This is a genomic window from Oceanobacillus caeni (assembly GCF_019037185.1).
Lineage (GTDB): Bacteria > Bacillota > Bacilli > Bacillales > Amphibacillaceae > Oceanobacillus > Oceanobacillus caeni.
In genome coordinates this window covers 30111-42901 of sequence record NZ_JAHHXM010000013.1, presented here as the reverse complement: position 1 = coordinate 42901, position 12791 = coordinate 30111, and the positions used below count along the sequence as shown (strand labels likewise).

Sequence of the window (12791 nt, the reverse complement as noted above, 5' to 3'; positions counted from 1 at the left end):
CATATATCACTCTAAAAGCTGTTATTATCAAGTCATTTAGAGCATCTTTCTGATTCTATTAATCGGCGGTATTTTGTGTAGATAAATCAACATTTGGCAGGTCACCATATCTAAATTTCGAACCATCTCTTAAAAGAAACACACCATCCGAGTTTCCGACTTGCTCAATATACCTTTCCACAATGACATCACAGTACTTTTCATCCAGTTCAATGGTGTAGCAGATTCTATTTGTCTGCTCACAGGCAATCAGTGTACTTCCTGAACCGCCGAAGGGATCAAGCACGATACAGTTACTAAGGCTCGAATTCATAATGGGGTATGCCACAAGTGCCACTGGTTTCATGGTTGGGTGGTCGCTGTTTTTCTTCGGTTTCTCAAACTCCCAGATGGTGGTCTGCTTACGGTCTGAATACCAGAGATGCTTGCCTTTCCTTTTCCATCCAAAGAGTACAGGTTCATGTTGCCACTGATAAGGAGAGCGACCGAGAACAAGGGACTGCTTTTTCCATATACAAGTACCAGAAAGATAAAATCCTGCATCGGAGAATGCTCTTCTAAAATTGAGTCCTTCCGTATCAGCATGGAATACATAAATAGAAGCGTCCTTTGCCATCGCTGCCTCGGTGTTTTGAAATGCCGCAAGCAGGAAATCATAGAACGCTTCATTCGCCATATTGTCATTTTTGATTTTTCCAGCAGTGCCTTCATAGTTGACGTTATATGGAGGGTCCGTAACTACCAGATTGGCAGCTTTCCCATCCATTAAGACATCAAAGGTGTCTTTCTTTGTACTGTCTCCGCAGACTAATCGATGCTGTCCGAGTATCCAAACATCCCCTAAATTCGAAACAGCGGGCTTTTTCAGCTCGCTGTCTACATCGAAATCATCTTCTTTTATATTATCCTTAAGGGAATCTTTGAAAAGATCCTCCAACTCTCCTGGGTCAAATCCTGTAAGAGAAACATCAAAATCAGAAGCATTTAGGTCTGTAATGAGAAGTGCCAATTTATCTTTATCCCAATCGCCACTTATTTTATTTAGTGCAATGTTTAGAGCCTTTTCCTTTTGCTCATCCATTTCGACAACTACGCATTCTATTTCATCCATGCCCATACTCAGCAGGACTTTCAAGCGTTGATGCCCTCCGATAACTTTGCCTGTGGTCTTATTCCATATAACGGGTTCTACATATCCAAACTCCTCAAGGGAGCGTTTAAGTTTCTCATATTCCGGATCACCAGGTTTTAAATCCTTCCTTGGGTTATATTCAGCGGGGATGAGTTGTTTCGTTTTAATCTTCTCTATCAACATACTTTTCCACCGCCTTTCTAAATTCACTGTATTTATTTACATCCTCCCACGGGAACAGACAACTATTAAAGTGACCATAAGCCGCTGTGTCAGAATAAACCACATTTCTAAGACGTAGTTTTTCAATGATGGCCGCAGGTCTTAAGTTGAAAGTCTCCTGAGCTGCAATAGTTAATATTTCATCAGAAACAGTTCCAGTGCCAAGGGTATTTACAGTAAAGGCTACTGGATTTGCCTTACCAATGGCATAGGAAATACTCACTTCACACTTCTTTGCATAACCACACCAAACAATATGCTTGGCAATATACCGAGCCATGTAAGCACCGCTTCGGTCAACTTTGGTTGGGTCTTTACCACAAAGAGCACCACCTCCATGAGATGAAAGCCCTCCATAGGTGTCGATCATGATTTTTCTTCCAGTCAAACCCGTGTCGGCAGCGGGTCCACCAAGAACAAACTGACCAGATGGATTGACGAGAAGTTCTGTTTCATCATCAAAAGGGAAATCCTCAAAGCATTGCCATAAGACATTGTTAAGAATATCCGCCTTAAGTTCTTCCTGTGTTTTATTCTTATCATGCTGCACAGAAATCACAATCGTCTTTATTCTCACTGGAGTGTCATCCTCATATTCCACCGTTACCTGTGCTTTACCATCAGGAAGAATCCCTTTGATCAGCTTTCCTTTGCGACAATCATCCAGTCTCTTTACGATTCTGTGAGATAGTACAAGGGGTAGGGGAAGCATTTCTCTTGTTTCCTTTGTAGCAAAGCCATACATTGTTCCCTGGTCTCCGGCACCTATTGAACCGTACTGTTCGTTTATGCCATTTCGTGCTTCTAGTGCGGTATTCACACCAGCCGCAATATCTACACTTTGATTATGTACATATACATAAATCAAAAATTTTAGAGGATTGTATCCCACATCTTTCAGTACAGTTTTTACAATGTCTCTAATGTTCACTTTCTCGCTGCAGGAGATCTCGCCCGCCACGATAATTTTCCCCTTGGTTGCCATTACCTCACAAGCGACACGTGATGCCCTATCTTTACGTAGGCAAGCTTCCAAAATGCTATCTGCTATGATGTCGCATAGTTTGTCAGGATGTCCAGCACATACACTTTCTGCTGTTAAATATCTTTTACTCATTACATCATATCTCCTCATTTTTATTTTCCTCTGCGGGCAGATAGCAGTCGCTCCATCACATCGTCCTGTGGGTTTAAACCAGAATACTCTGTAGCACAGTTCTCTCGAACGATTTGATATATCTCCATCCATAGCCTGTTTGTCTGACTCATAAAGTTCTGACTCATCGCTACATAAGGACTTTGAATAGCATTGCCGGTGGTTGGGTGCTTGGCTAGAAAGCCAAACTCGGTTACTGCTTCCTCACACTGTATCCATCTGGCCGCACTCATGGCATATCGCTCTAGAAGCTGTGGAAGTACCAAATGGGCACATTCTCGCTCCTCAAGCCATTTCCATGTAATTTCATAGATTTCACTCGCTTCTAAGGTTTTCCCATCCTTTTGCACTGCGGAGAGCATGGCCCTTGGTTTTGGCATTTCCTGCCCCTTCAGGTCAGCAGTATTCTTGAACTCGACGACTTCAAGCTTTCTTTTACCGGGATTTCCCTCAGCAATTTTGTCAGCAAGTGGTTTTTTCTTTTGACCGGAGCCTATACGGGCGCCGCCTCGATTTGTTCCATCTTTGGCCATTCACTCACCTCTTTTCATCGATGGGCCTATTACCCCGTTTGAAACCGCGAATTTTCACGCGTTACCCCACGCCCGTTGCACATTTAAAAAGCTGTAGAGATTTGACTCCCCCTACCGGGTTCCCCAACGATCTCCATCTCTTGCTGTGATTGCAGAGTGGCAAGGAGTACAAAGAGCCATCAGATTACTTCTATCGTCAGTCCCTCCTCTTGCAAGAGGAAGAATGTGATGCACTTCGGTTGCTGGGGTCAGCTTTCCTTGTCGTTTGCATTCCTCACAAAGAGGATGAGCTGCAATGTAACGGTCACGTATTCTTTTCCAAGCACGACCATAACGCTTACGTGTTGCTGGGTCACGATCATACTTTTCATACCGTGCAGCTTCCTTCTTGCTATGCTCTTCACAAAAGCGCTTGTCGGTTAGCTCTGGGCAACCAGGGTAAGAGCACGGTCGCTTAGGTTTCTTTGGCATACTGCACCTCCTTTTGCCCATAGAAAAAGCCCTCGCAGGAGTGGTTCTCCCGTGAAGGCTTCTGTTTATTAATATTCCATACTACCATTATATAACTTTCACTACAGACAAACAGTGTCATCGTATGCCAAACTGTGCCAAAGTGTGCCAACCTTTTGCGAGCATTCAGATTACTGCGTACAAAAACCACCAATAGATATTTTCAAAAATATCCAAAGTTATTGACATGTTTATTGTAATTGTTATAATAACAATGTCCAATATCTTTGACATAGGTGATACTGTTGAAAAATAAAATTAAAGCAATACGGAACAAATTGGGGATAACACAAGAGCAACTTGCTAAGAAGTGTGGAGTTGTTAGACAAACAATAAATTGTATAGAGAATGATAAATATGATCCCACACTGGAACTGGCTTTCAAATTATCAAAAACGTTAAAAGTAAAGGTAGATGAATTGTTTATTTATGAATAAATTTCATTCAAATTATATAATAACAATGAAAGATATTGTAAGGGAAGGTAATGATATCTTACATCGACCAACACTGGAAGTGATGGTACCTCCCCCTGAGGAAGATAAGGAAACATTAACTAGTATGATGAATTTCTTAAAAAATAGTCAAGACCCCATTCTATCCAAAAAATATAAATTACGTGGAGGAGTTGGATTATCCGCGAATCAGATTGGCTTGAATAAGCGAATGTTTGTAGCGTATTTCACTGACGAGATGGGGAAAGAACATGAATATACCCTTATTAATCCAAAAATTATTAGCCATTCCGTTTCTATGATTTACTTACCACCAAGTGAAGGGTGCCTATCTGTTGATCGAGATATAAATGGGTTCGTACCAAGATATGAGAGAATTAAAGTGAAAGGGTTTAATTTAGAAGGAGAAGAAATAATATTAAAACTCAATGGCTATTCCTCTATTGTTATTCAACATGAAATAGATCACCTAAATGGAATTATGTTTTATGAGCGTATCAATAAAGAAAATCCTTTCAAACTACCAGAAAACTGTAAAAGTTTATACTGAGATCATGCATTAGGTCGGTATTCAAAGTGGGTAAGCAATGAGTTGTTGTTTTGACAGCTCATTTTAATTTAATAATCATTAAAAAGGAGAAACTAATTATTTAAATCACTGTAATTTTCATACAATGACTAAGGTAATGGTGAAGAGGGCCTTTTAACCCTCTTCCTGCACTATTTTCCGGTTACTCCTTTTTATTTTGGAACCTTTAAATGTTGCAAAGCGGATGAGTGGAGTCTGTGTACGGTTCTCATAGAAACATTAAGGTTGACACAGATTTCTTCCCAGTTAAGAAAGTTAATGTATCGGTAGCGAAGAAGCAGCTTCTCATCCACATTTTCCATCTGGTTAATCGCTTCACGGATATCTGATTTAAGCTTTATTAATCGCTCAACCTCATGTTGTATCTGTTGCTCCAAATCTATTATCCTAATCACATATTTTTCAAAGGGTGGGTCAGTACTCTTGGTTCGACTGACTTTCTCATCAAGCACAGGGGATGAAACACTTCTTGATAAATCCCTTAAGTTTTGCAACTCTTCAAGGTCGGAGTTAATCAATTCATTCAAACGGTAAGCCTGTTTTAAGAATTCCTTAGCTGTCATCATCGCACCACCTCCTCTTGTAGCTGTTGAATTAACATGTCAGGGTTGAGAGAGGTGAGGACATTGAACAATCCAGAATGAAAGAAGCACTCAACCTCACGTTTCGTATATAAAGCAGAATCATTGCGAGGGTGTTTTGCTAGTCTTTTTAAAGCAAAACGATAATCCTTGACTGCCTGTAGAATAATGGCATTTGCCAGTTTTTCAAATGCATCCATCATACAGCATCCCTCGCTTTCCCAAGATTTGCTTTGACCGCATTAATAAGATCGGTTTGTGTCTTTTCCTTTCGTTTCAAGGCTCTCATCACATCTTCATCGATTGTGCCTTTAGTAATGATGTGATGGATTACTACTGTCTCTTTTTGTCCTTGTCTCCAAAGTCTCGCATTTGTTTGTTGATGGAGTTCCAGACTCCAAGTAAGTCCGAACCAGATAAGCGTTGAACCTCCACTTTGTAAGTTGAGACCGTGTCCCGCCGATGCAGGATGGATAACTGCCACAGAAATATCACCGTTGTTCCAATCCTTAATATCCTTGGAAGTTTTAATTTCTCTGACATTAAATTTTGCCTTAATACGCTCCAAATCGTGATTATACCAATAGGCAATAAGCACGGGTTTGCCGTTTGCACCTTCGATTAAATCTTCAAGAGCATCTAGCTTGCGGTCGTGGATAATATGGGGTTTTTTATCATCATCATAGATAGCACCGTTTGCCATTTGCAGAAGTTTGCCTGAAAGGACAGCTGCATTCATGGCATCTATTTCTTCATCGCCAAATTTAAGGACCATCTCCTCACGAAAGTGATCATATACTGATTGTTCTTTAGCATTAAGATAGACAGGCACTTCATTGATCACGCATTCAGGCATTTTTAGAAAATCTACCGACTTCATGGAAATGGTAATATCTGAAATGAGCCGATATATGGCATCTTCAGCACCTGGCAATGGCTTATATGAAAACACAATCTGCTGATTTCGTTTATCCGGTGTAAAGTAGGAATTGCGGTAGTGTGTTATGTACCTGCCGAGTCTTTTACCCATGTCGAGAATACGAAACTCTGCCCACAAATCCATTAATCCATTACTGGAGGGTGTACCCGTAAGACCCACAATCCGTTTTGCCCTCGGTCTTACTTTTAGTAAACTTTTAAACCTTTTTGCGCCATAGGACTTAAAAGATGATAGTTCATCAATGACCACCATATCGAAATTAAAAGGAATACCGCTTTTGTTTACCAACCAGTCAACATTTTCTCTGTTTATAAGATAGACACTTGCAGGTTTCCTTAGAGCCGCCAATCGCTCCTGCTCTGTACCGATTGCTACCGAAAACTTGAGTCCTTTTAAATGCTCCCACTTATTAATCTCAGCTGGCCAAGTATCCCTAGCTACTCGAAGTGGGGCAATGACCAGAACCTTTCCAATTTCAAAACTATCAAGACAAAGGTCGAATATAGCAGTTAGAGTAATGACGCTTTTGCCAAGACCCATTTCTAAAAACACCGCAGCAATGGGATGCTCTAGAATGAAGTTCGTTGCATAGGTCTGATATTTATGAGGATTGTATTTCACCGAGTATCCCTCCAATCTGCTTAACATCATCAATGACATAGCAGGCAAAGCCTAACTTCTGTAATTGCTTTATTCTTCTAATCTGTAACAGTCGAGGTTTCTTCCCGGGAGCCTTTAATTCTACAAATGCCATCTTCCCATGTGGTAAAAGCACCAGGCGATCTGGCATCCCATCTAAACCTGGGCTAACAAACTTCGCAGCAATGCCTCCCATCTTTTTTACCTCAGTCACCAGTTTCTTTTCGATATATTTTTCAAGCATAAATACCTCCCATGTAAAAAGGCTCGGAACAAGAAAACAACTTTGACCCAATTTTCCTATACGCGCGTGTATGCGTGTATGCACAGGCTACTATTACTTCTTTTTATTATTTATAAATAAATAGGTTACTTCTTGTTCCACTTGTTCCGAACCGTTGATTTTCCTTTTCATTACTAACTTTAGGGAAATAACAAGTATGGGAACAAGGTAAGATACAACTTAGCGTTGTTCCTCGACTCGGGAATAAGCTCGTTGCTTTCCGTAGACAGGAAACGTTACAACACCATTCTTGTTCCCAGTGTACTTGTTCCACTCACTGATCTTTCTCATAATGGCACCGATGGCATAGGAATCTGAAGGCTTTAGCAATGATGCCTCTTTACCGAAACACTCACACCAAATTTCCATATTACAAACAAGGGTCCTTTTTACTGTTCCAACACGGGTGCCGCCGCCAAATTCGCTACCGCCAAGGAAATTTCTACGCTCGTACAAAGACATCGTGTCCCAATCATCCGGCAAGAGCGTATCTAGATAGGTACGAACCAGTCCTTCTCGTTCATCTGTTTCCATCGCATCTGCCTGTTCACTCGTCGCCATGGATACATCATCACCTTCAAGGTAGAGTTTTTCGCCCTTCTCATAAAGCACTAGTGCTTCTGCCCAAATCTGCTGTACTTCCTCTTTGGTCATCTGCCAAGCTTTCTTTTTACCGTTACCGTTAATGCGGACTGGCCAAAATCTGCGGTTGCCCGTGATATCTCGAAGAAATCCACTTTCTGCATTCGTTGAACCTACAATTACACACTGACGGGGATGGCTTTCGACGTTGACCCCATAACTGGCACGGTATTTATCATCCGCCCTTGAAATAAAGGACTTCACAATCTCCACATCCGTCTTACGCATTCCAGCAAGCTCACCGAGTTCCAACAACCAATATCCTTGAAGTTTTTCAGCACCTGATTTATCTTTCATGTCCGTAATGGTCAAACTGTCTGAAAACCAATCTCCGGCAAGCTTAGCAAAGAAGGTTGACTTACCGATGCCTTGAGGACCATTTAAGATAAGAACACTATCAAACTTTGTGCCTGGTCTATAAATACGGGCTACCGCCGCAACCATCGTTTTGCGAATAATTGCCTTTGTGTAGGAATTATCTGTTGCACCGAAATAATCAATGAGTAGATTTTCTACTCGGCTAATACCATCCCATTTTGGCAGGGAGTCTAGATACTCCTTAACAGGATGGTAGGCTCGTTCTGACGCTACAGCTAATACAGCATCTTTGGTCTTGGTAGGGGAATAGACTCCGTATTTGCTGCTTAAGTACACCTTAAGAAGTGCGTTATCCGAATCATTCCAACCCATCTTGATCTGTTCCCAAGGCAGACCACCTTTGGCATCAATACCGTCACGGTGGCAATTGAAAGCGATATGCTGTAATTCCTCATCATGCCGAATAATCAAGACAATGTTATCCAGTGTGTCTTTTATCCGACCTTGCTTATCTAGTTCCAAACCTGTCTGCCAATCCTCATCACTAAACTCCTCTTCAGCCTGAGCCTGTCTTTCCTTTGCGAACTCGGCTTTTACCGCTTCATCTTTTATAGCAAACTCGCACATTGCCACAAAAGACGGCATCCTGCCAGGAGCCGTAGTAGTGGAAGCTCTATCATCTAAAGAGCCGAATTTATGAATACGAACGAGATCAAAAGCATTAAGAAGCAGGCCGCTTGCTGGATCAGTAGCATGGTGGCTGTATGCAAATTTATCATCATAGATAATCACACCCGCACTACTGTCAGCTGGAATATAGTCATATCGCCCTTCCATAGCAGATGGGGCGTAAACTGCACCTAAAAATTTATCAATTGCTTCACGAACGGAATAGGCGCGACAGAAAGTTCCTACTACACCTTCCTTTAAAAGAGGATCTGCTTGTTCTTTAAGACTGCGATTAATAACTTCAGACTGCCTGCTTGATACGGGCCAAGTTGTTGTATCTCGCCAGTTTTCATATTTAGAGAGATAAACATCAGGGTCAAGTAATGCCCCATCCTGTTCTTCATAGACAAATTCACCATTAGAGGAAGTGGATGGCCAATACATAAGGCGATGCGCCTCATAGGTTGTATCATCGAAAAGATCAATGCCGATTTCTTTTGCCACCATACGTCCAACGGCTGCATATTCTTCTTCGCTGATTTCACGAGCAAGGGGAACGATAAGCCTGAGTCTCGGATTTTCCGGTGTGTGCTTATGGGTGGAGTAAACGCAACATTTGAAATCAAAAAGCATTGAGATTTGCTCCCAAATATCTGGTCTACCGTAATCCATATCAAGGGTAAGTAAAGAGCGGCAGAGAACATTGCCCTTCTTTCGCCTTCCTTCTTTTAAATGCCCTCCGACAAAGCCACCGACATCTTTGATATCATCTTGCTGACCTTTTTTAAGTTTCCGATATTCTTGTACTGTTTCTGTGGTCCGCTGTGTTGTCTTTACACGGGAGCAAAAATCCTCCCAGGAGATATCTTTGTTTTTCCATTTCCTGTCCATCCGGCTATTGCCCACTGCAATTTTCATAAACTTTCGACCTCCTCATGCTCCGGACTAAAATATCTGACTGTTTGTCTGCGTTTCTTGGCTACTTCAATTTCCCTAGCCATACCGTTTGAGATGGTATTTCCCAGCACCCATACCTCGGAGCATTTGCCCATAAGCACGATGTCCATAAATATGGCAAGCTCTCGTTCCTCTGGGTTTTCATCATCCATAAACTGTGGAAACATAAGATGGGGAGCAATCGGAATACAGTTTTGGTCTAAGGCAAACCTGCAAAAACTACGAGCCTTTTTAACGTTTCCTTCTACATCACCGGAATAGGGAGAACAGATATATACAAGCGGCTTAAAGGCAGATTTTTTCTCTGCCTTTTCCTTTCTCATTATGTTGGTTAGTGCTTCATGGGGAGTTGGGTCATGGTATCCTTCATGGTTAAATTTGTTGATTCCCATTACACACCCTCCATTTCTATCTGAGGCAAAATACCGTCCGCCTTCATAAGTTCGTAAATGAAGAGTCTGCCTTTTTGAGTCCAATATGTATGGACCTTTGTATGCTGTTCACCGTTACTGCCAAGGTAGCTATGTGTCTTAGTGCTGGTGTAGCCTTTTTCCGCATACTTCTGATATAAAAGCCAGATACCACCTTGTTTAAACTGAATGCCCTTTTTATTGAGATAGCGGTTCATCCAAATAGCTGACTTCCCGTAATCTTTGGCAATAGCTGATGTGGAAATAAGGTCTTTACAATTTAAAACTACATCGTAATAAGAGACTTTCGGTTTCATTTCTGCAATTTGCTGATTCTGAACAGCAACTGTACCTTCAAGCACTTTATTTTGTTTCCTTACTTGTGTTAGCTGTTGATTGGCAATCTGAAGTGCCCTTGCCATGATTGCTTCTGGGGAATTCCATCTTCTTTCTATTTCAAGAAAGTACCCGCGGCACTCTTTCCCTTTTGGAGTACGCTGTATCATGCATAGCTCTTTTGCCATGTCAATTGTTAACTGATGGTCTATGCTTGGTCTGCCTCCAGTACTTTCGCTCAAAAATGAGCTAAAGTCTGACCCTTCCTCAAATCCGTACTCACACATTCTTGGAAACCAGTCTTTATAAGCGGTCTTTACTTCCAAGGCTTCATGTAAATCACGACCGAGTACGGTGGGTCGTTGATTTTCATAGTTGATTTTTACTAATTCGTCCATACGAATTACCTCCTGCAATATAGTCAGAGAGGAAACCCCTCTACCTAATAGCCACAGGAGGTAATGATTGTTGAGGATTTTGAAAAAATAAATTAGACATCCGGATTGTTGTTCGAAATTTGTATATGTAAAATAGATTTAAATGGTTGATTCAGTAATTTTCTACTTTAAGAAAAGAGAAAAACAGTCATTTTGGGCATCATCTTTGATCTATGACCTGGATGAGTAAGGTTGGTAGAGCCTCGAGGAGAATCAATTAAAATAAAAAATACAGAGCGAGAAATTCTCACTCTGTATTTTTTATTTACATCATTCACTTATCGTTTTTACTAGATGTTATTTTACGAGTGGCTAAAGCTATGATCCCACCAACTACAATAAATACAATGTCCAAAACGATTTCCAACCCTTGAAACGCATCAATATAATTTACTAAAAACCAACTTTTTCCTCCATTAGTCAAATGATTGATTAATCCGCCTACTCCCTGAATAATAAAAAGTAGACTGAGTCCACTGATAATTTCTTTCATGATGAACACCTCTTTAATATTTTTTCTAATTTAATATGCCCCTAAGACCGATATTAAAAAAAACTGCACCTATGACTCCTGTCGCTACCAAGAGTGAAGAGATTGGAGCTTCATTTAATTTTGACCTGATTTTAACAAGAAATTGTTGCAATTTTTCTTTAAATATAATATTAACCCCTAACAGTAACAGAGAAGGAAGCACCATTACTAGATTGTATCCAATTATTATTAAGATAGCAGGTGTAGCATCAATTGTTTGATGATTCATTAAAAAGATTGAATAAAAGTAAGGCAATGCCGTTACAAATTCAATTAGGAAAACAATGATTCCTAATATAATCATCCCTTTAATTGTTGTATTTTTGGGGATAAATGAAATTAAACGTTTTTTTGTAGTCTCTTTTGGTTTACTGAAGCTTATTAGAACAAGAACTGCTCCAAGTAGGATATAAAACCAATTGATAAAGTCAAACTGAGACAATTGTTCTATTCTCTTCAATAATGAATTTCCACCAAAGTAGAGTAATAAACCCGTGATGAAATAGCCTAACTGCGTGATGAATAAAAACACAAATAAACGAGAAGGTAACTGATTCGGTTGTGTCAGTAATAAATAGGCTGTTACAGTCAGTACACCGGGACTTAAAATATCAATTAAAGCACACAAAGAAATAATCATTAATGCTGAAGAAATGTCTAATGATGAAGAAGGCATCAATGCTTCAATAGTTTCGATCAAACAAACTAGTCCTCCTTTAAATGTTGTGGTATTATCTATTTAACACATCGTGCTATAAAAAGATAATAACACACTGTGCTAAATAAAGGAAGTGATTTTTATAATGCCAAAAATTGTTGATCATGATGAAAAGCGCAAACAAATTGCTGAGGCTGCATGGAATATTATTAGGAAAGAAGGGGTTGAGAAAGCGTCTATACGAAGAGTTGCAGCTGAGGCAGGGATATCTTCTGGTGCGTTAAGACATTATTTTTCAACTCAAGATGAAATGTTATTATTTATTATGAATTACTACTTAGAAGAAGGGAAAAAGCGTTCTCAAAATAAAGAATGGTCAGAAAACCCAGTGCAGGCAGTAGAAGAAGTTTTATTAGAGCTAGTACCAATAGATGAAGAAAAGAAAATTGAAACGAGTGTTTGGTGGATTCTTGCATTACGTTCACTTACAAGTGATACAATAAGGGACAAAAAAGATGAAATGACGGACGGTACATATGAATTAGCAAATTCAATGATTGAAATCTTAGCTCTAAAAGGCGTATTATCAGATTCAATGAATGCAGAATTAGAAAAGAGTAGGTTAACGGCATTAATAGAGGGATTGTCGATTCATGCTTTATTAAGACCTGATGTATACTCTCCAGAAAAGGTGAAGGAAGTTATTCGTTATCATTTAGAGACACTCTGCAATAAAATCAATTAAGCTAATCGGTCGATGTATCAATTATTGTCCCATGTGTTTTTAATAGA

The 12791-nt window shown here is 40.1% G+C and carries 16 protein-coding genes; 3 read left to right on the top strand and 13 right to left on the bottom strand.

The window, feature by feature from the left end; genetic code table 11:
- Positions 1–58: 58 nt before the first annotated feature.
- The 4 genes from KM885_RS09165 to KM885_RS09150 all read right to left on the bottom strand — a co-directional run bounded on the left by KM885_RS09165 (position 59) and on the right by KM885_RS09150 (position 3514).
- Positions 59–1315, bottom strand: coding sequence for a site-specific DNA-methyltransferase (locus KM885_RS09165; protein WP_216883826.1), 1257 nt, complete (start codon positions 1313–1315; stop codon positions 59–61).
- On the bottom strand, positions 1296–2471 hold the full coding sequence (metK, locus tag KM885_RS09160) for a methionine adenosyltransferase (protein ID WP_216883824.1): 1176 nt from the start codon (positions 2469–2471) through the stop codon (positions 1296–1298). Before metK ends, KM885_RS09165 begins: the two co-directional genes overlap by 20 nt.
- 20 nt (positions 2472–2491) lie before the next feature.
- Positions 2492–3043 carry a P27 family phage terminase small subunit gene (locus KM885_RS09155; protein WP_216883822.1) on the bottom strand — a complete coding sequence of 184 codons (552 nt, stop codon included), beginning with the start codon at positions 3041–3043 and terminating at the stop codon, positions 2492–2494.
- 111 nt (positions 3044–3154) lie between these two features.
- Complete coding sequence (locus KM885_RS09150) at positions 3155–3514, bottom strand: HNH endonuclease (RefSeq protein WP_042357510.1); 360 nt, start codon at positions 3512–3514, stop codon at positions 3155–3157.
- Between the two features lie 284 nt (positions 3515–3798).
- On the opposite strand from KM885_RS09150, the gene KM885_RS09145 reads away from it, so the two are divergent.
- Both KM885_RS09145 and def read left to right on the top strand, forming a co-directional pair.
- Positions 3799–3990: a helix-turn-helix transcriptional regulator gene (locus KM885_RS09145; protein ID WP_027625332.1), complete on the top strand. Its 192-nt coding sequence runs from the start codon at positions 3799–3801 to the stop codon at positions 3988–3990.
- Positions 3983–4558: a peptide deformylase gene (gene def / locus KM885_RS09140; protein ID WP_027625331.1), complete on the top strand. Its 576-nt coding sequence runs from the start codon at positions 3983–3985 to the stop codon at positions 4556–4558. The genes KM885_RS09145 and def overlap by 8 nt, the downstream gene beginning before the upstream one ends.
- Before the next feature lie 191 nt (positions 4559–4749).
- On the opposite strand, the gene KM885_RS09135 is transcribed toward def, so the two are convergent.
- The 9 genes from KM885_RS09135 to KM885_RS09095 all read right to left on the bottom strand — a co-directional run bounded on the left by KM885_RS09135 (position 4750) and on the right by KM885_RS09095 (position 12041).
- A complete protein-coding gene (locus KM885_RS09135) occupies positions 4750–5163 on the bottom strand; it encodes a DUF1492 domain-containing protein (protein WP_042357512.1) in 414 nt (137 codons plus the stop codon).
- Positions 5160–5381: a hypothetical protein gene (locus tag KM885_RS09130; RefSeq protein WP_015926212.1), complete on the bottom strand. Its 222-nt coding sequence runs from the start codon at positions 5379–5381 to the stop codon at positions 5160–5162. The genes KM885_RS09135 and KM885_RS09130 overlap by 4 nt, the downstream gene beginning before the upstream one ends.
- Entirely contained in the window at positions 5378–6739 is a 1362-nt protein-coding gene (locus KM885_RS09125; protein ID WP_042357514.1) for a DEAD/DEAH box helicase, read from the bottom strand. Before KM885_RS09125 ends, KM885_RS09130 begins: the two co-directional genes overlap by 4 nt.
- Positions 6720–7001, bottom strand: a complete 282-nt coding sequence (locus KM885_RS09120; protein ID WP_053995412.1) for a VRR-NUC domain-containing protein — start codon at positions 6999–7001, stop codon at positions 6720–6722. Before KM885_RS09120 ends, KM885_RS09125 begins: the two co-directional genes overlap by 20 nt.
- A 219-nt stretch (positions 7002–7220) precedes the next feature.
- Complete coding sequence (locus KM885_RS09115; RefSeq protein WP_216883821.1) at positions 7221–9587, bottom strand: virulence-associated E family protein; 2367 nt, start codon at positions 9585–9587, stop codon at positions 7221–7223.
- Positions 9584–10018: a DUF7768 domain-containing protein gene (locus KM885_RS09110; protein WP_216883819.1), complete on the bottom strand. Its 435-nt coding sequence runs from the start codon at positions 10016–10018 to the stop codon at positions 9584–9586. Before KM885_RS09110 ends, KM885_RS09115 begins: the two co-directional genes overlap by 4 nt.
- Positions 10018–10770 (bottom strand): phage antirepressor KilAC domain-containing protein, encoded by a 753-nt coding sequence (locus KM885_RS09105; protein ID WP_216883818.1) that lies wholly within the window; start codon positions 10768–10770, stop codon positions 10018–10020. Before KM885_RS09105 ends, KM885_RS09110 begins: the two co-directional genes overlap by 1 nt.
- A 313-nt stretch (positions 10771–11083) precedes the next feature.
- Positions 11084–11302 carry a hypothetical protein gene (locus KM885_RS09100; protein WP_027625323.1) on the bottom strand — a complete coding sequence of 73 codons (219 nt, stop codon included), beginning with the start codon at positions 11300–11302 and terminating at the stop codon, positions 11084–11086.
- 25 nt (positions 11303–11327) lie between these two features.
- Entirely contained in the window at positions 11328–12041 is a 714-nt protein-coding gene (locus tag KM885_RS09095; protein WP_053995410.1) for a GAP family protein, read from the bottom strand.
- A 103-nt stretch (positions 12042–12144) separates the two neighbouring features.
- Between KM885_RS09095 and KM885_RS09090 the strand changes: the two genes are divergently transcribed.
- On the top strand, positions 12145–12744 hold the full coding sequence (locus KM885_RS09090; protein WP_027625321.1) for a TetR/AcrR family transcriptional regulator: 600 nt from the start codon (positions 12145–12147) through the stop codon (positions 12742–12744).
- The last annotated feature ends 47 nt before the right edge of the window (positions 12745–12791 follow it).